The 23,097-nt window shown below is 43.0% G+C and carries 23 protein-coding genes, 1 other RNA gene and 1 pseudogene; 13 read left to right on the top strand and 12 right to left on the bottom strand.

The window, feature by feature from the left end; genetic code table 11:
* Positions 1-5 precede the first annotated feature (5 nt).
* Positions 6-1,100: an NrfD/PsrC family molybdoenzyme membrane anchor subunit gene (gene nrfD, locus ACRQQK_RS07080; RefSeq protein WP_457510602.1), complete on the bottom strand. Its 1,095-nt coding sequence runs from the start codon at positions 1,098-1,100 to the stop codon at positions 6-8.
* A complete protein-coding gene (dsrO, locus tag ACRQQK_RS07075) occupies positions 1,097-1,864 on the bottom strand; it encodes a sulfate reduction electron transfer complex DsrMKJOP subunit DsrO (protein ID WP_457510601.1) in 768 nt (255 codons plus the stop codon). Before dsrO ends, nrfD begins: the two co-directional genes overlap by 4 nt.
* A 175-nt stretch (positions 1,865-2,039) precedes the next feature.
* Between dsrO and ACRQQK_RS07070 the strand changes: the two genes are divergently transcribed.
* From ACRQQK_RS07070 to ACRQQK_RS07040, 7 genes are all read left to right on the top strand, one after another.
* Entirely contained in the window at positions 2,040-3,827 is a 1,788-nt protein-coding gene (locus tag ACRQQK_RS07070) for a sensor histidine kinase (protein WP_457511099.1), read from the top strand.
* Positions 3,828-3,849: 22 nt separating this feature from the next.
* On the top strand, positions 3,850-4,467 hold the full coding sequence (locus ACRQQK_RS07065; RefSeq protein ID WP_457510600.1) for a response regulator transcription factor: 618 nt from the start codon (positions 3,850-3,852) through the stop codon (positions 4,465-4,467).
* Between the two features lie 146 nt (positions 4,468-4,613).
* The gene (locus ACRQQK_RS07060) at positions 4,614-5,336 is read left to right on the top strand and encodes an AzlC family ABC transporter permease (protein WP_457510599.1); all 723 of its coding nucleotides are present in this window, start codon (positions 4,614-4,616) and stop codon (positions 5,334-5,336) included.
* Positions 5,326-5,643, top strand: a complete 318-nt coding sequence (locus tag ACRQQK_RS07055; protein WP_102942637.1) for an AzlD family protein — start codon at positions 5,326-5,328, stop codon at positions 5,641-5,643. The genes ACRQQK_RS07060 and ACRQQK_RS07055 overlap by 11 nt, the downstream gene beginning before the upstream one ends.
* A 101-nt stretch (positions 5,644-5,744) precedes the next feature.
* A complete protein-coding gene (locus ACRQQK_RS07050; RefSeq protein ID WP_457510598.1) occupies positions 5,745-6,581 on the top strand; it encodes a helix-turn-helix domain-containing protein in 837 nt (278 codons plus the stop codon).
* A 22-nt stretch (positions 6,582-6,603) separates the two neighbouring features.
* On the top strand, positions 6,604-7,218 hold the full coding sequence (locus ACRQQK_RS07045) for a LysE family translocator (protein WP_102963428.1): 615 nt from the start codon (positions 6,604-6,606) through the stop codon (positions 7,216-7,218).
* Between the two features lie 245 nt (positions 7,219-7,463).
* Positions 7,464-9,344: a methyl-accepting chemotaxis protein gene (locus ACRQQK_RS07040; protein ID WP_457510597.1), complete on the top strand. Its 1,881-nt coding sequence runs from the start codon at positions 7,464-7,466 to the stop codon at positions 9,342-9,344.
* A 165-nt stretch (positions 9,345-9,509) separates the two neighbouring features.
* Here the strand turns inward: ACRQQK_RS07040 and arsB are convergent.
* From arsB to ACRQQK_RS07020, 4 genes and pseudogenes are all read right to left on the bottom strand, one after another.
* Positions 9,510-10,575, bottom strand: a pseudogene (gene arsB, locus ACRQQK_RS07035) (ACR3 family arsenite efflux transporter).
* Positions 10,576-10,624: 49 nt separating this feature from the next.
* Entirely contained in the window at positions 10,625-10,963 is a 339-nt protein-coding gene (locus ACRQQK_RS07030; RefSeq protein WP_457510596.1) for a metalloregulator ArsR/SmtB family transcription factor, read from the bottom strand.
* 125 nt (positions 10,964-11,088) lie between these two features.
* The gene (locus tag ACRQQK_RS07025; protein WP_457510595.1) at positions 11,089-12,312 is read right to left on the bottom strand and encodes an aldose 1-epimerase family protein; all 1,224 of its coding nucleotides are present in this window, start codon (positions 12,310-12,312) and stop codon (positions 11,089-11,091) included.
* Positions 12,313-12,654: 342 nt separating this feature from the next.
* Complete coding sequence (locus tag ACRQQK_RS07020) at positions 12,655-13,119, bottom strand: HPP family protein (protein ID WP_457510594.1); 465 nt, start codon at positions 13,117-13,119, stop codon at positions 12,655-12,657.
* Between the two features lie 98 nt (positions 13,120-13,217).
* On the opposite strand from ACRQQK_RS07020, the gene ACRQQK_RS07015 reads away from it, so the two are divergent.
* The gene (locus tag ACRQQK_RS07015; RefSeq protein ID WP_457510593.1) at positions 13,218-13,796 is read left to right on the top strand and encodes a TetR/AcrR family transcriptional regulator; all 579 of its coding nucleotides are present in this window, start codon (positions 13,218-13,220) and stop codon (positions 13,794-13,796) included.
* Positions 13,797-13,870: 74 nt separating this feature from the next.
* On the opposite strand, the gene ffs is transcribed toward ACRQQK_RS07015, so the two are convergent.
* Both ffs and ACRQQK_RS07005 read right to left on the bottom strand, forming a co-directional pair.
* Positions 13,871-13,967: signal recognition particle sRNA small type (ffs, locus tag ACRQQK_RS07010), an RNA gene on the bottom strand.
* A 146-nt stretch (positions 13,968-14,113) separates the two neighbouring features.
* On the bottom strand, positions 14,114-16,120 hold the full coding sequence (locus ACRQQK_RS07005; RefSeq protein ID WP_457510592.1) for a diguanylate cyclase domain-containing protein: 2,007 nt from the start codon (positions 16,118-16,120) through the stop codon (positions 14,114-14,116).
* 337 nt (positions 16,121-16,457) lie between these two features.
* Between ACRQQK_RS07005 and ACRQQK_RS07000 the strand changes: the two genes are divergently transcribed.
* The gene (locus tag ACRQQK_RS07000; protein ID WP_457510591.1) at positions 16,458-16,760 is read left to right on the top strand and encodes an MGMT family protein; all 303 of its coding nucleotides are present in this window, start codon (positions 16,458-16,460) and stop codon (positions 16,758-16,760) included.
* 39 nt (positions 16,761-16,799) lie between these two features.
* On the opposite strand, the gene ACRQQK_RS06995 is transcribed toward ACRQQK_RS07000, so the two are convergent.
* Complete coding sequence (locus ACRQQK_RS06995; RefSeq protein WP_457510590.1) at positions 16,800-17,234, bottom strand: YbaY family lipoprotein; 435 nt, start codon at positions 17,232-17,234, stop codon at positions 16,800-16,802.
* Between the two features lie 267 nt (positions 17,235-17,501).
* Between ACRQQK_RS06995 and tesB the strand changes: the two genes are divergently transcribed.
* Entirely contained in the window at positions 17,502-18,362 is an 861-nt protein-coding gene (gene tesB / locus ACRQQK_RS06990; protein ID WP_457510589.1) for an acyl-CoA thioesterase II, read from the top strand.
* A 207-nt stretch (positions 18,363-18,569) separates the two neighbouring features.
* On the opposite strand, the gene ACRQQK_RS06985 is transcribed toward tesB, so the two are convergent.
* The gene (locus ACRQQK_RS06985; protein ID WP_457510588.1) at positions 18,570-19,034 is read right to left on the bottom strand and encodes an Lrp/AsnC family transcriptional regulator; all 465 of its coding nucleotides are present in this window, start codon (positions 19,032-19,034) and stop codon (positions 18,570-18,572) included.
* Between the two features lie 119 nt (positions 19,035-19,153).
* On the opposite strand from ACRQQK_RS06985, the gene ACRQQK_RS06980 reads away from it, so the two are divergent.
* On the top strand, positions 19,154-20,221 hold the full coding sequence (locus tag ACRQQK_RS06980; RefSeq protein WP_457510587.1) for a PLP-dependent cysteine synthase family protein: 1,068 nt from the start codon (positions 19,154-19,156) through the stop codon (positions 20,219-20,221).
* Between the two features lie 97 nt (positions 20,222-20,318).
* The gene (locus tag ACRQQK_RS06975; RefSeq protein ID WP_457510586.1) at positions 20,319-20,786 is read left to right on the top strand and encodes an AraC family transcriptional regulator; all 468 of its coding nucleotides are present in this window, start codon (positions 20,319-20,321) and stop codon (positions 20,784-20,786) included.
* Positions 20,787-20,886: 100 nt separating this feature from the next.
* On the opposite strand, the gene ACRQQK_RS06970 is transcribed toward ACRQQK_RS06975, so the two are convergent.
* Entirely contained in the window at positions 20,887-21,204 is a 318-nt protein-coding gene (locus ACRQQK_RS06970) for a DUF1244 domain-containing protein (protein WP_457510585.1), read from the bottom strand.
* 138 nt (positions 21,205-21,342) lie between these two features.
* A complete protein-coding gene (locus ACRQQK_RS06965; protein WP_042483481.1) occupies positions 21,343-22,215 on the bottom strand; it encodes a Tim44 domain-containing protein in 873 nt (290 codons plus the stop codon).
* 272 nt (positions 22,216-22,487) lie between these two features.
* On the opposite strand from ACRQQK_RS06965, the gene ACRQQK_RS06960 reads away from it, so the two are divergent.
* On the top strand, positions 22,488-23,084 hold the full coding sequence (locus tag ACRQQK_RS06960; protein ID WP_457511098.1) for a TetR/AcrR family transcriptional regulator: 597 nt from the start codon (positions 22,488-22,490) through the stop codon (positions 23,082-23,084).
* The last annotated feature ends 13 nt before the right edge of the window (positions 23,085-23,097 follow it).

Below are 23,097 nucleotides of genomic sequence, written 5' to 3'. Positions count from 1 at the left end.
TCTAATTATTGCTGAGTAGATGTGAGTCGTGGGGCTCTGGATGAAACTAACTCGCTGGCAAGCAGAGCAAGAGCCAGCCATAGACCGAACATCCCTACAATGCCCAGTAAGCCATCAGATCCTAATGAGAGCTGATATGGAATCGGTCCAATATCGTACTTGGCAATGGTCTGAACCTGCATCATGGTGACCCAACGTACAACCCATGCAGCACCAAGAGCCAACAACGCCAGCACTAGCAAACCTGTTTTGCTGTAATGCTCATGCAGACAAAACATGCTCCAGACAACGCTCAGTAGCATCAAAACTGAAATCATTACCAGCTGATGCACCCACTCATTGCTGAGGTATAGCGAAAACGTCTGATTATTCGACGCCCAAATCGGTACAAGCACTAGGGAAAGAACGCTGCTCAATGAGACCACTTTTTTTAGCAGATTGAGATCAAAGGACGTCAGTGAATATTGCTTACTTTTGTTTGGAAAAAGCAGCCAGACAAACAGCGTAAAACCCACAGCTCCTAAGAAGGCGGAAACAAACCAAAACAATGGCGATGCAGGCTGATTCCATAAAGGGCGAGAATGTACCGCCATAATCTCAGCGCCGGTATACACCGCAATGGTTAATCCAGAAAGAGCGGTGAGCAGAGACACTACCAACATGTGCTTGGAAGAGATCTGCCATTGACCCAGCGTCAGTTTGGAAACCCATCTGAACACTTTTCCTTGGCTATCACTTAATTTCATCAAGTCATTACGCAAGTACAACCAAGCCGTGATTATCGCCATGCCGGAAAACACAGGTAACAACAGAGAACCTAACGACATCCATGACCATGGTGTGAAATATAGGTAGAAATGCCATGCTCTACCCGGCTGATGAAGATCGCCAGTCAGTGCAAGCGGGCCGACTACGGCACCAATCGCCATAGTGAGTACCAACGCAGCACGCAGACGATGGCTACTTTGCTGATCAAACTTTAACGCAATCACAAACAGTATCGCTGCTGCATAGGCCGAACCGATGTAGAAGAAATACTGAACGGCCCATGGCAGCCAAGCAACAGCCTGAGGTTGAACGAGAACTTCGGTAATGTTCATGCTGGTTCTCCTTGCGGTTCAAAAATCGCAGATTGCCCTTGCAATGGATGAACAAACCTTTCGTTCATACCGATGTAGAACACATGCGGGCGAGTATCTTCATTCGGCTTTAGAACCTTGAGCTCATCGCCATGCTCTGCAATTAACTGACTAACGTGACTGTTCGGGTCATTGATGTCGCCAATCACCCGTGCACCACCTACACAGGTTTCCACGCAAGCAGGCAATAATCCTTTTTCAAGACGATGAGCACAGAAGGTGCATTTATCAGCGGTCAAAGTGTCATGGTTGATGACGCGTGCATCATAAGGACAAGCCTGAACGCAGTAAGCACAGGCAACACAACGGCTGTTATCGACCATCACAATGCCATCGTCACGCTGAAAGGTGGCTTGTACCGGACAAACCGCAACGCAAGGTGGATTGTCGCAGTGGTTACACAAACGGGGCAAGGTAAACGCTTTTACGTTTTGCGTTGAAGAGGAGCCATCTTCCAGAGTCACTTCGTATTGTTTTACTGTGGTTCTGAACTGACCAATCGGCATTTGGTTTTCCACACTGCAAGCAACCGTACACGCCTGACAACCGACGCACTTACGCAAATCAATCACCATGGCGTAACGCTTACCGGTTTGACCTTTTCTGTCTGGCGACTGGTTATTTCGTATCACGGTACTTGCTGTTGCTGTTCCAACACCCGTGATTGGAATCAAAGCCGCGCCAGCAGTAACGGCACTCATGAAGCGTCTTTTGCTCGTATCCATCACTCACCTGCTAATTTATAAGGGGTCTGCGTTTATTGTCAGAAAAGCCCCCACTTGCCGATATAGTGGATTTCCACATACCCAGATCAAAGTTGATCTAAAACAAATGTAGCTAGCAGTAAGATGCTGTTATCCTTAGCCATATAAGGATTTCAAACGGACAATTCAGGCGATGATGAGAACGGGTATACAGCACATTGCAGCTCTGCTATTGGCAAGTATCTCTCTGCTGTTTTCTGCGTTCAGCTTTGGGCAATCAACAGAGAAAAACTCTGTTGATATTGGTGTGTTAGCCATACGAGGCAACTTGTACTCACAGCAGCGTTGGCAACCGACAATGGATTGGCTGAGCCAACAAATTCCTGATAGCGACTTTATCCTTCATCCTCTGGATCTAGAGAGTATGGCAACCGCCGTTCAGAATCAGAGCATGGATTTTATCCTGACCAATCCCGGTCAAGCGGTTCGTTTGGGCAGACAGTTTGAACTGTCGTGGTTAGCCACCCTCAACAGCGGTCTAACCGGTCACTTTAATCACACCATTGGCTCAGCCGTAGTGGTGCAAAAAGACGCTCCGTATTTCAAAATCGAAGAGTTAGCAGGAAAACCGATGGCTGCGGTTTCAGAACGCGCGTTCGGGGGGTATCTGACGCTGCGCTATCAAGTATTAGAAATGGGAATCAACCCGAATGACTTCTTCGCCAATGTTCGTTTTCTGGGCTTTCCGATCGACGCCAATCTCTACCAACTGCGAGACAAGATTGTTGACGCAGCAATAGTTCCAGTGTGCCTACTCGAATCCATGCAACAAGAAGGATTATTGGAAGCCAATGCTTATCGAGTGATCAATGCGCAGACACCAGATGATTTTCCCTGTCAGGTATCGACTCGTCTTTATCCAAACTGGTCGTTTGCAAAAACCGAGCGAGCATCTTCTAAACTGGCAAAACAGGTCACTCGCGCATTACTGGCAATGCCATCGGACAGCCAAGCGGCTATTGCTGCCGGAGCCTCTGGCTGGACATCTCCCGCCAGCCTTTTATCCATTGATAAACTTTATCAGGCGTTAGACCTCCACCCATTTCAAGAACCTTGGTGGAAAGAAGCCTTTCGTTGGCTGCGATTTCATCAGGAATGGGCATGGGCAGTATTTGTATTTGTCATCGTTTTGAACGCTTATCACTTTTGGCTTGAATACCGTTTCAGCAAAAGTAAGCAGGCTCTGTTACAGACACAATCTCGACTTAAAGAAAAAAGTGAACAGCTTGAACACTCTCAGCGCGTAGCCATTGTCGATGAACTGGGAAGCAGCCTTGCACATGAAATCAACCAACCTCTCGCTGCAATACGAAATTACAGCGAAGGTGGCTTATTGAGACTTTCTAAGCAAAGACCGAATGACGATATCGTGCCGGTCTTTCATAAAATTCAAAAAGAGGTGGATAGAGCGGATGCCATTATTCATCGTTTACGCAACCTCATTAAGAAGCGCAGCATCGAAAAACAACCGAACAATGTAGAAGATCTGATAAGCGACACTCTAGAGTTAATGCATTACCAATTACAGAAACACTCGGTTTTACTGGTGCGCCACACGGAAGGTGACGTTATTGCCGCAGACATTGATTCCGTGGGAATGCAGCAAGTGTTCGTCAACTTGTTAAATAACGCCATTGATGCCTGTATCAGCTTCCAACAACGCCATAAAACTGAAGACTATCAAGCGACAATTACTGTAGTAACTGAGTATCATCAGGACAGCCTGCTGGTTAAGATCACAGACAATGGCACGGGTTTAGCGGGAAATGAAGTAAACGACGCCTTCTTTACAACCAAAGAGAACGGACTTGGCCTAGGGTTAGCCATATGCCGAGATGTTATGGAAACCCACCATGGTCAGATTCAGTTGCAGTCTATAAAACCTCACGGCTGTATGGTTACGCTTTCGCTGCCCTATTTTTAATGGATCATCAGGAATATCACTAATGAATCACATCAATGCACAACTTCCTGTTTATGTCGTCGACGATGACGAGTCCGTCCGTGATTCGCTCGCCTTTATGCTTGAAGAACACGATTTTAAAGTGACTACATTTGCGGACGGCCAACTGTTTCTGGATTCTGTCGACATCACCAAACCAGGCTGTGTGATATTGGACAGCCGAATGCCACAACTTCGAGGTCAGCAGGTTCATCAAATCCTTAATGAAGCAAACAGTCCTTTAGCGATCATTTACCTCACTGGCCATGGTGATATCCCAATGGCAGTCGACGCTTTGCAAGAAGGCGCAATTCATTTTTTTCAAAAGCCCGTAAAAGGTGACGAACTGGTCCAAGCCATCATTGATGGACAAGCCCAATCTGCGGCCAAACTCGACTGGGTTGATGCCAAGGCTTGTTACGACTCGCTAACCAAACGTGAAAAAGACATACTCAGACTGATTATTTCAGGCAAACGCAACATCCGTATTGCTGACGAACTTTGTATTGCAATGCGCACCGTTGAAGTACACAGAGCAAGCCTGTTAAAGAAATTCTCGGCTCATACTGTTGCGGAGCTCGCCTATATCTATGGAAAGCTGACAAATAATATTAAAGAGTAACCCAAGTATCCGCTGACTTCGTCTCGTAATCCAGTTCCCCACACGCGGTTGTTTTTATTTTGTTAATGGATTGAAAAAGTTCCTTACAACCTCAACATAAGAAATCATAAGCATAATTGCCTTCTTTGTAAGCTAAGGAACTTCTTTTGTCTGAAACGGATTTAAACGATATCAAGTTTACTGCGCATCACTTTTATTCCGGTGTCCGCAAGTTTCTTCCCATCTCACTCTTTGTTGCTATCTTTGGTGCCGCTTTCGGGTTGGCTGCTTCACAAACGGGTTTAGACAACGTTTCAACCGTATTGATGAGTGCGACGGTTTTCGCGGGTGCCTCTCAGTTTGGTAGTTTGGATTTATGGGGTATTGAAGTGCCTATTCTTCCGCTGGTCGTCACTGTTTTTGCTATCAACGCCAGACATCTGTTAATGGGTGCCTCTCTCTACCCTTGGTTAAAACATCTCAATCCGCTAAAACGCTATGGCGTAATGATGGTGGCATCCGATTCCAACTGGGCGATGTCTTTGCAGGCCTTTAATCGCAGAGAATATGGCAAAGCGTTGGGCATATTGCTTGGTGGCGGGTTAACCATGTGGGTTTTCTGGATCGCAGGCACTTGGCTTGGTTTGTACTTCGGTAGTTCTATCAGCGACCCAAAAGCATTTGGTCTCGATATGGTGATGTCGTGCTTCTTGCTCACCATGGTTCTGGAAGGTAAGAAAGATCAACGTACGATGATCATTTGGGGTGGCGCTGCCGTAGCGTCGGTTTTAGCTTATTGGTATCTACCTGAAAACAGCCATGTTTTTGCAGGCGCCTTAGTCGGTGGTTTACTGGGAATTACTCTGAAGGAAGAAAAACATGAGCATTGATACCGCAGGTTCTGGCACTCTACTAATCATTCTTATTATGGCACTGGTCACTCTCGTCACTCGCTGGGGTGGCGTGTTTGTCATGAGTTTTGTGCCAATTAATCACAAAGTACAACAGTTCATTGCGGCGATGTCTGGCTCAGTGTTGGTTGCGATTATTGCGCCTCTGTTTATACAAGGTGATATGGGAGCAAAACTCGCTCTGGCGATGACAGCGATATTCGCTTTAACAACCAAAAGACCGTTAACCGCAATAGCCTTAGGCATTGCAATGGCAGCAGTAACAAGACAAATGGATATTTATTAAGTTTGATGTCCAAGAACAATAATGAGCAATTTTGTTCAAGTTTTCGATTCAGCGAGTAACTATACTGGGAACTATAGGAATCACACGTTAAGGGAATCGTTTTGAGTGCCAAACAAGAAAATCGCTTTCAGTTCAGCAGTAGTCAAAAGCAACTAGTCACCGCACTAGAAGCGACTATGAGCGATTTTTCTTATACCAAACATGCACATGAGGAGTATTCCCTTGGCGTTACTCTGAAAGGTCGCCAAGATTTTTTCTGCCAAAACGCTTTCCATAAAAGCCCAGCAGGCGGAGTACTGCTGTTCAATCCTGAAGATGTGCACGACGGTCATTCCGGTGTTAGTGAAAGCCTTGAATATGTCATGCTCTATATTCATCCCGATGAGTTTAAGCCGCTTTTTCAAGCGTTAGGTTACGGAAAAGAGGCGACGTTAAGAGTAGACCGTCCGTTACTCAATGATCCCGTGCTAAGACACCAAATTCTGGCAATGCACCAACTCGTCAGTGAGTCAAACCACTCGACTATCGAGTTTGAAAGCGGGCTATTTCATATCGCGCATTCTTTAGTACGCAAAGCTGGAAAACTCAATCATGATTTCCATACACCTTTGTCGAAAAAAGATAGCCTGTTAACCAGAGCAAAAGATTTCATCATCGACCATATTGACCAAGATATTTCCATTGATGATGTGGCTCAAGCCGCGGCTATGTCGAAATATCATTTTATTCGCTTATTTCATCGTCAGTTCGGTATTACCCCTCATCAATACGTGCTGAACTGCCGAATTAATGCTGCGCGTAAATATTTAGAGACTGGCTTACCTTCCAGCCATGTCGCACAACTATCGGGCTTTGCCGATAACAGTCATCTCAATCGTCATTTTAAAAGAACATTTGGCATGACACCTAAACAATACCAGCTACAACTCTGTTCTTAATTCCATACACTTGGAGCTTTCAATGTTAGAAATTCTCGCTTATGCCATTGGTGTAATGTACACCCCTGGCCCAATTAACCTATTAGGCCTACACAGTGGATTAAATGGTAAAACTCGTGAACATATTGGTTTTTTCGCAGGCGTGGGATGTGCCATGTTGATCCTTTTTATATTTCTCGGTTTCCTTGGGCTTAAATTTATTAATCCTTCCCTACTGCCATACATCAGTCTAATTGGTTGTATTTACATTGTTTATATTGCGTGGAAAGTGTTTCGTGCAAATATCAATATTACGGACAATAAAGCAAACGTGTCTGTATTGAATTTTAATAACGGGTTGTTTATGCAACTGCTTAACCCGAAAGCACTGGTTGCCACTATGCCAATTTCAACCATTCAATTTCCTGCGGCGGGTATTAGTGGCAGTGCGATTGTCATTTGGTCTGCATGCTTAGCCCTTCTTGCCTTTGGCGCACCGGGCAGTTATTCCTTGGCTGGCATGGTGATGGGGAAACGCATTGAAAACCCAATGTATTTCAAAATCTTCAATTTTCTGATGTCCGCGTTATTAATTTTTGTTGCTGTAAGCATTGGTTATGAGCATGTTTATCGTTCGCTACTAACATCACATTATTAACAAATTGTTTTCACTCGTTGGCTTTTTCTGATCTTGCTGATTTCTATTTAAGTTCTATATATACACACCATAAGCCCCTTGTTTCACATAAGGTTTAGCTCTTAAATTGACCCAAAATATGTTTTAGGAAAACTCTATAAACTTTGCCTACCGAATTAATGACAAAAAATATATAGTCGGCACAAATAGATTATCCATACATTGTGTATATATTTAAAGATTGCAAATTGCCAAATGAGGGGATCATGAATAGATTCAAATTACAGACTATCGGCACATTGAGTCTGCTCATTGCCGCTATTGTGATACTGATAGCAGCGTTAGATTACCGAGCTTTTAGAAATGAAAGCATTCATCAACATAAAGAATTATTGCGCGAACACAACGCAACAATTGAAGCCACTCTAAATGCCAAGTTTGAAAGTTACCGCAGTGAATTGGCAGCACTTAGCACCTTTGAAGGTGATACAGAAGGAGGCAGCTTAGCCTCACATGTTATCCGCCAGCTAAAAACGTTGCAGCGCGTTCAACAAGATGTCAGTGAATCCGTGTCAATTTTGACCAGTGATGGCAGCTTATTCAGTTCTGATGGTGAAAAACTGCCTTTCAACGCTAAAGAGATGAACCGCTCTTACTACAATGCCGTGTTTAACCAAGGCAAAGAGTTCTACGTCTCTGAACCATTTAAATCTGCGACTACAGGAAACCTAGTTATTGCGGTTATTTACAAGCTGAATAATGAAACTGCAATTACAGCTAATGTCAAAGCAAATGCTGTATTAGGTACCTTTGCAGATAAAAAAGACATGTTCCTTTATGCTCACGACGGTTCAATTTTACACTCTCCTTACCCTGAGCTTATTGGTAAAAATATCTTTGATGAGCGTCCACGATATAAAGAGTTCAGTGAGTCAAATCCAGAGCTAGGCTACACCGCAGTAGTGAGAGGAAAGGACGTTGATTTTACTGCTTTCTGGACTCACCTTGAAGTAAGCGGCTGGAACTTTGTTACCTTCACACCGAACAGTGAAATTGAACAAGGTGCGAACGACCAGCTTATTTACGCTGCAATAACCGGATTAATCTGTATTGTTTTGGCCAGCGGCGTATTGATGATGATCATCAATAAATTAGTGTTAAGGCCCGTCGGTGGAGCTCCTGATGAAATCGCAGCGCTAATGGAAGAGATGGCCACGGGTAATCTTTCGCACAACTTTACTAAAACGGGTAAAGAAACGGGTATTTACCTCTCTCTTATCAACCTATCGGCTCAGTTGTCCACATTGATCAAAAACTCGTTGAGCATTTCAGAAAATGTCTCCTCTGCAGCGCAAGAGCTGAACGTTGTGATGAATGAAACACAAAACAACGCTCAAGATGAATTGCAACAAATGGAGCAGGTATCGACTGCGATCAACGAGCTGTCTTCTACTTCGCAAGAAGTGAGCAACAAAGCCGTCATGGCAGAAGATGAAGCTAGAAAAACTCAAGGTAGCGTAGTAAGCGGTAAACAAACGCTCGAACAAAACATCGTCTTGACCGATAAGATCAGCCAATCGGTGACCAACACAGCAAGCATTGTCAGTGAGCTCAGCCAGTTGGTTTTGGAAATCGGCAGTGTTACTGAAGTTATCAATAACATCTCTGAACAGACTAACTTGCTCGCCCTAAATGCGGCAATTGAAGCTGCACGTGCTGGTGAACAAGGTCGCGGCTTCTCAGTTGTCGCCGATGAAGTCAGGGTTCTTGCTACTCGTACTCAAGAATCAACGGTCAGCATTCAGAAGATAATTGAAAGATTGCGTGGGCAGTCTGAAAAAGCCAACAAGAACATGATGGAAAACGTTGATTTAATCGAAGACTCCGTCGCTCTGGCAGATCAAATCAAAGCAGCATTTGAAGAAATCGCAGCGGCTTCACAGTCAATTTCTGATATCAACACTTTGGTTGCCACCGCATCCCAACAACAGTTTGCGGTAACCGAAGAAATTTCTCAGTCCATCACCAACACATTTGATTTGGTGAACCGAAATGTTTCCGCTATCCATCAAACTCTGCAAGCTTCAACAGAACTTGCACAGTTAGCTGAAGCTCAAACGAATGAACTGGAATATTTCAAAGTCTAGTTAAACACTCGCTCCTCTTTCTAAGTTCTTGGGAAGAGGAGTGTTTTCTATCTTCCCCCTCCAAACAGGCGGGTAACAATTTGCACCGTGTGTCACGTGAAGCAAGAACTCGATACATCTCTGACTCTGCGTAACTACTCAGACCGTAAGTCCCTGCTAGGTTACTTAAGAATAGTATTTCCGCTTCATTCTTAGGGCTACGTTAACTAATGCGATTAGCACAGGAACCTCTACTAACGGACCAATAACACCAGCAAAAGCTTGATCAGAGTTTAAGCCGAACACTGCGATGGAAACAGCGATAGCAAGTTCGAAGTTATTCCCAGATGAAGTAAAGGCGATTGATGCGTTCTGATCGTAAGGAATACCTAATCGTTTTCCTAAGTAAAAACTAGCAAAAAACATCACCATAAAATAAATGATAAGTGGCACTGCTATTCTGAAAACGTCCATTGGCAACTCAATGATCATCTCGCCCTTTAGACTGAACATCAGCACTATAGTCGCCAAAAGCGCAATAAGTGTAATTGGTGAAATGCGAGGAATAAACACATCGTTGTACCACTGCTCACCTTTTGCAGATACCAACAACTTACGGCTTAAGAAACCAGCTAGGAATGGGATACCTAAGTAAATGAGTACACTCTGAGCAATATCCAGAATCGTCACATCCACAACAAAACTTTCCAGTCCAAAGTAAGGTGGTAAGACAGTTATAAACAACCACGCCATAAAGCTGTAAGTCACAATTTGAAATGCACTATTCAAAGCAACTAACGTCGCTCCATATTCTTTGCTACCGCCGCTGATATCATTCCACACCAAAACCATCGCAATACAGCGAGCGAGGCCAATAAGGATTACCCCTACCATATAGCCCGGCTGATCTCTCAGGAAAATGATGGCAAGGGTAAACATCAAAATCGGTCCGATGACCCAGTTCATAACTAATGAAAGTGTTATTGCTCTCTTGTCGCGAGTCACTTCTCCCAACAGGCTGTAATTCACTTTTGCTAAAGGTGGATACATCATTAAGATAAGGCCAATAGCCAAAGGAATATTCGTTGAACCCACAGACATAGTCTCGTTCCACTCAGCAACTTGAGGGAACAATACTCCAACGCCTACGCCGACAGCCATCGCAAGAAAAATCCACAGCGTTAAATACCGGTCCAAAAAACTCATTTTTTTGGGAGGCACTGGCCTCCTCACAACCTACGATGTTACTCATAGAATCCCCTTCAAATTAAACTAATTTGTAAATATGTTTTGTACCGATATTAGCTAACCGTGCCATTTGAACATGGCTTACTTTTGATACTGTCCAGCTCTAGCTCAATTAGCGATAAATTGTTTTGCAACGTAAGCTCCAACACTTGTTTAACCCAAGGTTCTATATTTGGATTAACTCGGTAATAAACCCACTTTCCTCGACGTTCATCAAGAACGAGGTCATGTTTTCGCAACTCTGCAAGATGTCGTGAGACTTTCGGTTGACTAAGATTAAGCGCTTTCATCAGGTCACATACACACAACTCCCCCAGCTTCTGCATCAAAAGCATAGATTTAAGGCGAGTTTCTTCTGAAAGTGCTTTGTAGAGAGAGATTGGATAAGACATAAAAAGATTTCAGCTTCCATTACATACGAAATATCATATATGTGATTTTCCATATATGTCAATTTTAAAAGCTAGATAGCAGAGAGGATACGAACTCCCCTCTGCATCAATGGAAGCACTATGGCTTACTGAACTTTAGTTAGATCGACAATTGGCTCATGCACTTGTTTCACTGCTTTACCATCAAGAAGTTTATTCACTCCTTCAACCGCACTATCCACTTCTGCTGAAGAAGACAATACGGTATACGTTAGATCAAAATGTTTGCTTTCTCCTGCATGAATCGTCGGGACTAGGCCCAGAGGACGTTGGAACTTGGTGTTGTATGCGTAACTGGTACCAGGTTCAATTCCCGTAACATAACCTTGCTGTAAAGTATCTGTGTTTTTCCAAATCGTCAGAACTGGCAACTGGCTGGTATTGTATTGCATTGATACACCTAGGTTGCCAGCCTTGTTATGTAACACAGCTAACGTGTTTCCGCTCTTATCTGCGACAGGTTTTAGATTGTAAACCATCTCATCATACCCTTTAGTTGGGCCTAGGTAAGTTTGCCAATCTTTCAAGCCTTTATCTGCGTAGCTATTAAAGGGAGAAATTTCACTGGCAGCGGCATACACTTTTGCACCTTTTTCCAAAATTGGGCTACCAAAGTTAGAGTGATAAATAATTTGGTATTCATCGTCGTAATCAGATTTGTTGGTCAAAGTATCATTGAGCGAGAAACTGTTCTCTCCCGGAGTGATAGAAAACGACGTTTTCGTAACCAATTCGGCTTTTTTAAATGTCCTTTCCGAAATTTCACCTTCGACAGTAATAGTATGTGGAGCCTCATCGCCAATAATAACTTTAATTGTTGAACTAGGGGTATTTTGAGCCCGTCCATGCAAGCTGAGCAGTTGACCGTTTTCATCTACCCCAGGGTGGCCCGTCCACTCATACCCACATCGCACCATCATTTCGTTGAAGCCATCCAACCAACCTAACCCGTTACGACTTTCTAAATCAATGTAGACCGGATTAACAATTTCTTTTACTGGTGAATCCCAACCTAACACTCGCTTTCCGTTTTTCTTAACATCAAAAATACCCATACCTCTGGTTGGTACTAAGGTCACTTCTAGCTCACCATTCTTTATGACAATAACGTCAACGCCTTCTTGCTTACCGCCGTGTAAGCGCACTTTTTCTATGCTAAAAGGGATAGTTCCAAAACCAAGTTTTTGGTTGGTAATTTCCCAATTCTCAACATAAGTATGCGTTGCAGTATCTGTTAGGGTAAATTCTGCTGCAGTAGCATAAAGCGGTGCAACCAAAGTAAGAGCTGCAATAAGCGGTTTGATTTTCATAGTTTGATCCTTTAAATAATTTTTCTGACATTTAAGCTGAATCGTTTCAGCTATCAAAATTGCAGACAAAAGGTTGAGGATCAAAGTGCTGAACAAATAGATGTGATTCAGTTCATTGAACTGGTTATTTTTTAACCTATTAATGTTTGATGAATCACGTTCAGCATTAACTGATTGATTTGTAAATAGTAATACAGCAGCGACAAATGCTGCCGTCAGTTCTCATGTTTTCTTTATCTTTTTGTGTAGGAATGAGCAGAATGGAACAAAGGTGAGTCCATTCAAAAACAGAACACGATCTCACCTAAACTTCAGATTTGGTTACCCTTGCACTATTGGCTATCAAAACTGGGAGTTATTTAAAATCCATCTCTGCCTTACAATACCAACGCTTTTGCCAACCAATACAATGACGACAGCCCCAATCAAAACTGGACTAATCAAAAATCCCCAGCTTTGTCCCGACAACATAATTAGCAGTGGATTAGCGCCAGCTGGTGGATGCGTTGTTTTCGTTACCAGCATCAGACTAACCGCAATTCCTGTGGCCAAGGCCAAACATATTGGCGATACGCCAACATACTGAACAAAAAACACCCCAACAAAAGCTGTTAACAAATGTCCTAGAATCACATTTTTTGGCTGAGCCAATGGACTATCTGGAACACCAAACACCAGCACCGTGGTAGCACCAAATGGTGCCATCAATAAAGCGATGTCGTAAAAAGTATGCTCAAAATAAGACAATGTACCGATAGCAATACTTGCTCCAACCCCTGCAATAATTGACAAAATAATACTGTTCATACGTAATTGCTCTCCTTTTAGTAGACCACTCTGTCTACATTTATAAAATAGACAGAGTGGTCTACTTATGTCAACATAGTTTTCAAAGGAGCGTGCATATGAGTAAAAAACGTCAGATATTAGTCGATACAGCGTTAGAGCTTTTTTATCGAAACGGAATCAACAGCATAGGGATCAATGAAATTCTGAAATCCGCGGGTGTGGCGAAAAGAACGTTGTATACGGATTTTGATAGCAAAGAGGCGCTGATATTAGCGGCTTTACACCAACGTCATGAACGTTTTATTGACTGGCTAGAAAGCAAGCTTTCCGATTCAGACTCCGATGCCCGTGTCATCGAAAACTTATTCAAGTCGTTAGCCAGTTGGTTTGATAATCAAGAACCTGCGTTGGGAGAATTCAGAGGGTGTTTTTTTATAAATACATCCGCAGAATTTAGCGATACTAGTTGTGAAATTTCTCGTTTCTGTAACCAGCACAAACTGCAAGTACGCCAAGTAATTCAAAGGCATCTTCGCAGTAAAGACCCGATATTATTAGAATCAATATGTGTGCTAAAAGAAGGTGCTATTACCACCGCATATATGAGTGGTGACAACCATACTGTGATAGCCCATTGCCTTGAGGTATTGAGAGTCCTTCAAGAACGCTTTAATCCGAAAATTGAAAGTAAATGAGAGATAAACTTCTATTCAGTCTAGTTACGTTAGATAGAGGATAAAAAAGAAATTAGCGGGTTTTAGATGGGTGGAAGCCCCAGCCACATCCCGGCACACACGTCATTCGCTGTGGCTGCTTCCTTCCGGATCTGACCAGGTTTACGAACTAGTGTTGCGGGAGGACCAGGGCCCCCATAGAGCATCTTTGGTTCGTGCCAAAGAGTGGGAAGGATTATCAAGCATCGACTTCATCATTGCAAGCCTAAATCCTAGTAATGTCTTTGATTGTGAACCAATTGGACATCAATTAAACAAATCGAATGAATCTGATTCGTTTATCGATGCCTTATTCGAATCGGTGTTACTACATTTCTTTGATGTTTTGTCTCATACATCGCTTGATCGGTTTGGTGCAACACCTCTTGCAGAGACATATAGCTATCTCGATCTGTTGAAACGCCCACAGCCACTGTCACATCGAAACTCACATCACGCTCAACATCAACAAACACGAAACGTTGCAGATAAGCTTGAATATCTTCCAACTGGTCACGTTTTATATTGCCAACTAAAATGAACTCATCACCACCAATTCGATAAGTGTGCCCTTGCCACACTTGTTGGATTCTGTGCGCGAGTTGCTTAAGCACCTTGTCACCAATTTCGTGTCCATAATTGTCGTTGATTTGCTTGAAATGATTCAGGTCGAGATAAACAACGGATGTTTTACCTGCTATCCCTCTACTGTATCGACGATAGAGAGCTCTACGATTACGCAGTTTGGTTAAATTATCGGTGTTTGATTGTTTGTGTAGATATAAAGCAACGATAACTAATAGGCCAAATGCGGTCGCAAATAACCATTGACTGTGACGAGTAAAGCGCTTTTCTACCACTAAGGTTGCTCGCCAATCGGGCTGATAATCATACGTTTTTATGATTTTCTGCGTATCCATCATTTTAATCGCGCGGCTAAACAGCGATGCTAAAGTTTCGCCCAAAGGCGTTTTGGTAAAACCGATAGCCACATCAAACTTATAGAAGCCACCAATCATTGAATCCTCAACAAAAGGTAACAACTGATCGGATTCACGTAAAAAGAGATTAAAATTACCTCGGCTCATAACAATGTAGTCAACTTGCTGTGTCAGCAGCCCTTCGATTTGTTCTTCTTGCGTGAGGAATGTATGCAGTTCTTTATATGGAAGCATTCGATGCAGTAAATCTGCAAAGAAGTCGTCTTTGATTACGCCAATACGTTCTGCGATTAGTTCAGACACATTGCTGTATACAAAATCCTTATAACCTTCTCTTTTGATCATCACGGCTTCAGGATGGTAGTAGCTTTCACTAAAATTAACGATACGTTTACGCTGCTCGGTGATTGTCAGTGGGGCAATAATATCAATGTGTTGTTGGCGAATATCGTTGTACATGCTCTCCCATGTTTCGTTCGCTTTGCTGGCTAACTCACACTTCAACAGCAAAATGTCGCAAGCACGAAAAACTGTATCGGCACTGATACCACTTACTCCTCCATTCTGATGATAAATGGCATAAGGTCTGACGTTTTCCAACTTCACTTTCAAGGGGCGCTGAATGTTCAAGCCACTGTCTATCACAGCTTGGCGTAAAGCATGCTTACGAATATCAAATTGATATTTTTGAATAGATTCACGAAGCAACTTCTGCACTCGTGCGGAATGAACGTAAAGTTCGATTTCAAGCAGTAATTCTTTGTTTTCACCTTTTGGTGTCACGATAGATACAGGCTGAATAGATATTCTGTCGTTAAGAAGTTGAGCATCGAACCCCGCTAATAGCATGGGCTTTAGTTGATTTATCGCATCTACCACACCATCAACTTTGTTATTTTTAAGTAGCGATGTCGCTTCCACTGAGCCGTAGTAATCTATCAACTCAATATTGGGATAATTTTGATGAATGAGCTCTCCATAAATAGTACCCGCAGGTACCCCTACTTTATTCATATCTTCCAAATGATGGTTGGTTTTACTAAATAGATAGGTGTATTCAATGTTGGTCGGGCGAGAAAAATCGAAACGCTCAGCACGCTCAGGGGTATAAGTCACATTAGCTGCGAAGTCACTGATCCCGGCTTCAACAGATTTTAGAATGGCGTCAAAGCTCGAATAATTCACATATTCAATATCAATATTAAAGCGGTATGCAACGTCATCAAAAATGACGCGCGAAACTACATCGTCAGCTTCAGTCGCGACGAAATAGACTTTATGTGAATCATTTGTATTAGCGGCAAGTACTTGCGAAGAACACAAAAGCACCAACAACCAACCGCAAATGAGCATGGCTCTGGACATAGACGTTGTTATTAATAATTCTTATTTTTTGTATCGAATAATAGTATCGAAACTGACTTTGATTGCATAAAGCTTTTTGCAATCCGTACGGCATATTTTTGCACTAGATTTGATTTTAATCGCTGTCTTTTCGTTCAACCTGATCATAAGAACAGCGCAAAATAGAATCCGTTAACCAAGTCGTCACGGACAAGTAGTTTACCTAAGCTACCAATACAAAGTCGGGTACCGCAGTATTTGCATTCACTAACATTGCAGTACTAAACAGAAAAGTTGAAAATAACCCCCCCACTCCTTAAACCGATCCTTGATAAATCTAGACTAGGACTGACTCAGTATGGACCAATTTCTATCACATATCTTCACCGTAATTTATCGAATCCCCGAAGGGAAAGTTTCTACCTATGGTGAGATAGCGAAAATGGCTGGTTATCCCGGATATGCACGACATGTGGGTAAAGCGCTCGGCAACCTCCCTAAAGAAAGTAAATTGCCTTGGTTTAGAGTCATTAACAGCAAAGGTGAGATCTCGCTGACAGGACCGGATTGGGAACGGCAAAGAGAGCATTTAGTCGCAGAAGGTATTGCCGTAAACAGCAACGGAAAAATATCTCTTAAAAAATACAAATGGCAGCCCTAAAGCTGCCATTCTATTCACGTATTTAAAATTACAGTAGGCTTATTTCGCACCTACACCGATTAATCGCAAATCAACATGTGTCGTCGCGTTATCATCGGTAATAACTGCATATTGAGTATCAGTAATAAAGCGCAGTTTACCGTTCACTTCAATGCGAGCAGAAACACTGTAACGATGTTTTTCTTGAATCTTAGTGCTGTCGTATGCCAGATCAAAACTCAAAGGGACCTGGTGACCATTGGTAATAAATTGCTGCTTTGCAATCACCACTGCTGCAGTATCCATTTTCGATACATCTTGCAATACAACCGTGACTTGTGCGTCATCTGGTAAGGCAATTCGCTCACGGTAAGCGACCGTGCCAGTGATAGACTGGATTTTTTGTTGTGGCTTTGACGCCTCAGAACTTTGGCAACCGACCATAAATATAGACCCCACCACCAACGATGCTACCAATAGTATTACTTTTTTCATTTTGCCTCTCTTATAAGGTCTTTCGACCAAGCTAATTTCATACAAATCAGTATAGATTCAGTATCCTAGGCTGTCATATTGCTTCAGTTACCACTAATATACTTAGTACTCATTCAATAGCTGTGTTTTTAAATCAACACGTTAACTGCATATTAGCCGACATAGGTTATGGCAGTCACGTCATTAGGTCAGCTATTGACAAACAATTGACTCGATAAACAAACTAATAGCGTCAGACAAAGAATCATAAGAAAAGGGTAACAAGCTATGAGTAAACCTCTGCAAGAGTTATTGAACTTGCTGCAATTAGAAAAATTGGAAGAAGGCTTATTTCGTGGAGAAAGCGAGAACTTAGGATTACCCCAAGTCTATGGTGGACAAGTGATAGGGCAAGCGCTCTCTGCTGCGCATTACACCGTTGATCCTGATCGTACTGTTCACTCATTCCATAGCTATTTCCTATATCCGGGTGATTCAGAAAAACCAATTATCTATGATGTTGAAAACCTTCGTGATGGCAGAAGCTTCAGTACCCGAAGAGTTAAAGCAATCCAGAACGGACGACCTATTTTCTATCTCACCGCTTCTTATCATGGAGAAGCTGAAGGTTTTGAGCACCAGAACACCATGCCGGAAATCCCAGGGCCAGAAAACTTTGCTTCAGAATCCGAACTAGCCGCTCAGATAGCCCATCTGCTTCCTGAAAAGGTTCAAAAAATGCTGTGTGGTGAAAAACCAATTGAAATTCGTCCTGTTACGGTTATCAATCCTCTCAAACCACAAAAAGCAGAGCCTAAACAATATCTGTGGATGAAAGCCAACGGCCAGATGCCGAACAATCAGCTTATTCATCAATACATCTTGGGTTATGCCTCTGATTGGGGATTTTTAGTTACGGCGTTGCACCCGCATCAGCTCACACTACTTACACCTAAGTTCCAAGTGGCAACCATCGACCATTCTATCTGGTATCACCGACCATTTAAGATGGATGAATGGCTGTTGTTTGCCATTGAAAGCCCAACCGCAAGCAACACTCGAGGCTTAGTGCGTGGCGAAATCTACAATCAACAAGGCCATTTAGTCGCCACTGCTGTTCAAGAAGGCGTAATGCGATTTAAACAATAATTCCTTCTTTACTCTCCCCTTAGGTTAAGGATTACAGTAGTGGTATATCCTTAACCTAATCGGAGGAAATTATGGGCTGTTGTAACCAACCACCGAAAGGTGGTTCGACTGAAATCAAACCGTTACTTAAAGCGTTTGGCGTGATGCTGTCCGTTATTTTGCTCATTGCTTGGATATTCGGTTAACTATCTCCAGGATTGAGCAAGATCAATGGCCTAACGGTAGTTCAGTGGTGTATTTCAACGATTCCATAGCAAATGTTGAAGTCACGTTGTTAAGACCTGCAACACTGTTGACCAGTTTTTTATAGAACTGGTCATAGTCTTTCATGTCTTTGACCAACACTTTCATCATGTAGTCGTACTCCCCCGCCATACGATAAAACTCCATCACTTCTGGGAATTCTTCCACGGTTGCGACAAACTTCCGATACCACTCATGGGAATGATCGCTGGTTTGAACCAAAACAAACACGGTAAAACATAGGCCCAGTGATTCTGGATTCAGCAAAGCGACGCGCTTAGAAATGATGCCTGATTCTTCCAACTTCTTGAGACGTTTCCAACATGGCGTGGTCGTTAAGTTCACCGCTTCTGCCAAATCATTCAGTGAAACCGTACTGTCCTGCTGCAATATTGCCAATATTTTGCGGTCAACCTTATCCAAAGCCATACAAACACCCACTTAGAGAGAATTATTTTCTCCAAAATTAAACAAACACGAAAAAATTAGCAAAGTTTTTCTCCAGATAAATCGCTAGATTATGAATATAAACTTTAGGGAGAAAAAACATGTGTACCGATCATCAATGGATAAATAGTGCAATTCGAAAAATCGAAGCTGACTATCAACGTTCTGCTGACACTCATTTAATCAAACTTGATTTACCGTGTTTACAGGGTATTGATATATATCTGAAAGATGAAAGTACCCACCCAACTGGTTCCCTAAAGCACCGCCTTGCCCGCTCGCTCTTTCTCTATGCCATTTGTAACGGTTGGATTGGTCCAGAGACCCCAATTATTGAATCCTCTTCTGGCAGTACTGCTGTTTCAGAAGCGTACTTTGCTCGCTTGCTCGGTTTGCCTTTTATCGCCGTCATGCCGAAGTGCACGGCGATTAAAAAAATCGAGCAAATAGAGTTTTACGGCGGTAAGGCACATTTAGTCGACCGTTCTGATCAGATCTATGCAGAATCTCGCCGCCTAGCAGCAGAGCTGAATGGTCATTACATGGATCAATTTACCTATGCCGAAAGAGCAACAGACTGGCGTGGTAACAGCAATATCGCAGATAGCATCTATAGCCAGATGAAAATGGAAGACCACCCTGTACCAACATGGATTGTGATGAGTCCGGGAACTGGCGGCACTTCCGCAACTATCGGGCGTTTTATTCGCTATCAACAATACGACACTAAATTGTGCGTTGTAGACCCGCAGAACTCGGTGTTCTTCGATTTCTATAAAACCCGTAACCCAGACATCAAACTAGATTGCGGCAGCAAAATTGAGGGCATAGGTCGCCCACGTGTAGAACCTAGTTTTATTCCCAATGTCGTCGATGAAATGCTACAGATCCCCGACGCAGCAAGTGTCGCAACCGTTCACTGGTTAGAAGGTATTCTTGGCAGAAAAGCCGGTGCATCAACCGGAACCAACCTCTATGGTGCATTGCAGCTTGCCTGTGAAATGAAACGCAAAGGTGAAACGGGTTCTATAGTGACTTTGTTGTGTGACAGCGGAGAACGTTATCTTGATACCTATTACAACGCCGATTGGGTAGTGAAAAACATTGGCGATCTTTCTCCATACTTAGCAAAACTAGAAATTTTCTCTAGATCCGGTGAACTGGAATAATAACTTTCTCATAGCGTGAATTAAGACCCGAGAGACAGATTTATTGTCACTTTTCTTTTATAGTCTTGTTGAATAAAGAAAAGTCGGGAGAACCACAGTGCAAGTGCGAATTGTTGAATTTACGCCGAGAAAAGTAGCCATTTATACTCATCAAGGAGCTCCTGAGCAGTTGATGAAGAGTGTAGAAAATTTCGTAGCATGGCGTAAAGAAACGGGGTTGTCCCCTATCGCAACCAGTGACACCTTCGGTATTCCACACAGTGACCCTAACGAAACGGACAACAAAAATTTCCGTTTTGATATCGCAGGAAGTGTTGAAGAAGACATTCCTGACAACCGTTTCGGAGTGGTGAACGGAGTCCTTGAAGGTGGCAAATGTGCCGTACTAAGACACTACGGCAGTTTGGATCTGATCAGCCAAACAGTCTATAAGCTGTATAGAAACTGGTTACCCACCAGCGGCGAACAGCCAAGTGGCAAACCTTGTTTTTTCCATTACCTAAATATTGCTCCAGACACCGACAAAAACGCTTTGCAAACCGATGTTTACTTACCACTAAAGTAACCTGTATTGCTGCAAAGCTGAGATACAATAAAGCCGCCATTGTATTTGTACTGTTACTCAAGAACAGACAACACTGGCGGCTTTTTATTCGCTTAAGTTTCTATTTTTTCTGCTTTGCTTCAAACGCAGCGAGTTGCTCTGGTGTTGCTGGCAGTTGGTGATTTGCTTTCCACTCATCATAAGTCATGCCGTATACACGCTCACGAGCATCATCAATCGACAAGCCTTTACCTGCATTTTCCGCTTCAGCTTTATACCACTTACAGAAGCAGTTGCGGCAGAAACCAGCAAGTATCATTAAATCAATGTTTTGTACGTCTTTATTTTCATCAAGGTGCGCCAATAGACGACGAAACACTGCCGCATCAAGTTTGTCTTGTTCTTCTTGGCTTAGGTTTTTGTATTTGAATTCAGCCATGATATTTCCCTTTATTGTTTGACTTTACTACTCAACATTACGTTGTCTGGTTAGATTGTTGCTTATCATGCCAATAAAAAAACGCCCAAGACAAGCTCGGGCGTTATATAAAAGCAATTTTGTGACTTAATTGATTGATTAAGCTTGAATACCAACAATTAACCAAGGTGCATTTGGCACTGTCAGATCGCGCTCAAGGTGCCAGATATCTTCGATATTCTCTTCGATACCTTCTACAGTGTCACGGTAGCGACCGCTAAACTGAAGGCTAAGTTGAGCTTTGTCTGCATCGTAGTCTGCGCGAACAATTTCAGCATCTACATACATTACGTCTGTGTGTTGCTCACCTTCCAGTTTCGCACGCTCTTCTTTCAGATCAGCGAATAGACTTGGTGATACATACTCTTCAATAGTTTCAAGCTGATTGAAGTTCCAAGCGCCTTGAAGAATACGGTAGTGCTCGCGAGAGCCACTGATGAAAGCCGCTTGATCAAAACCCGGTGGGTAGTTGTGCGGTACATCACTTGTTGCTGTCGTACCGAAGCCGCCCGCTGCTTGTGGCTGCTCAAAGTTATGTACGTTTGGTTGCTCATGCATGTTGCGGTTTACACCGCCGAAAGCTGGCTGCTGTTGATTCTGGTTCATGCTGCCCTGTTTTGCTGCCAGCATGCTGCGCAAGAACTTAAATGCGAAGTAAGCAATCAAACCCATGATAAGAATATCTAGGAACTGAATACCCTCAAACGCTCCACCGAAGAATGCAGCTAATAAACCACCTGCTAGCAAACCACCTAACAGACCGCCCATCAGACCTTTTTTGCCTGAGGTTTGCGCAGCTTTAGAAGTATCTTTGTTGATGGTACTTGTGTTTTGGCTTTGCTGCTTAGGAGCAGGAGCTGTTTTAAAACTCTTACCAAATGACTTACCGCCACCAAACTTTTTGGCTTCAGCTATCGGTGAGACAGCGACAGAAACCATCAGCAGTGCGATCAGCGAGAACAGACGTTTCATACTTATCCTTCACGTTATATTTGTACGAGGGTGCAATAGTGTTTATACCCAAACTCATTGGAGTGCAGTAAGGCGACTATCTGTAGCCAACACTGCTACGGCTTCAATGAAGACGGGTTTACCTATATTTGTAACACATCATATCCACTTCACTCAGACAATAAAACGCTTTTACAGTGAGGACTTGTATCAGAATATTGCAAACCTAATGTTTGACGCCCCAGACCATGCTTATTAGAATATCGAACGTTGTTCATTATTCTATTCCGGCTATGGCGAGACGAAACGATCACACACGAGAGGAATTGATCACTCTCACACTCAGTTCCGTAAAGGATTTTTTAACTGAACATTCCTATCACGAACTCAGTTTGCGTAAAGTAGCAAACATGATTGGTTATGTACCAAGCACATTAGTCAATGTGTTCGGCAGCTATAACTTATTGTTACTTCATGTGGTTGCTCAGACTCTAGATGAACTGGCTCTGGAAGCGAATGAAGTGGTCAGCCAGTGTCACGATTCTGAACAAGCCCTCTACGAACTTGCCTATTGTTACCACGATTTCGCGCAGAGAAACCCTCACCGTTGGCAACTAATTTTCGAGCATAAGATGAACGGTGAAGCTCTCCCAGAATGGCAATCTGAACGCATTGATAACATGACCAGTATGCTGGAAGATTTGCTTACAATATTTGCACCTCAGCGCTCTCCTCGCGAAGTATTACAAGCAAGCCGTGTGCTTTGGGCTGGTGTGCATGGTATTACCTTGCTGAGCGTCGACGACAAATTTTTCGCAGACGAACCGATTGATGGCAAGAAGCTGATCCAGAATCTACTCTCTAACTACTTGAGTAAATGGTCACACTAATAATAAGGACATA

The sequence above is a fragment of the Vibrio sp. C8 genome (genome assembly GCF_054051265.1).
The sequence above is the reverse complement of the archived record's forward strand: the minus strand, read 5'-3'. Positions and strand labels throughout refer to the sequence as shown.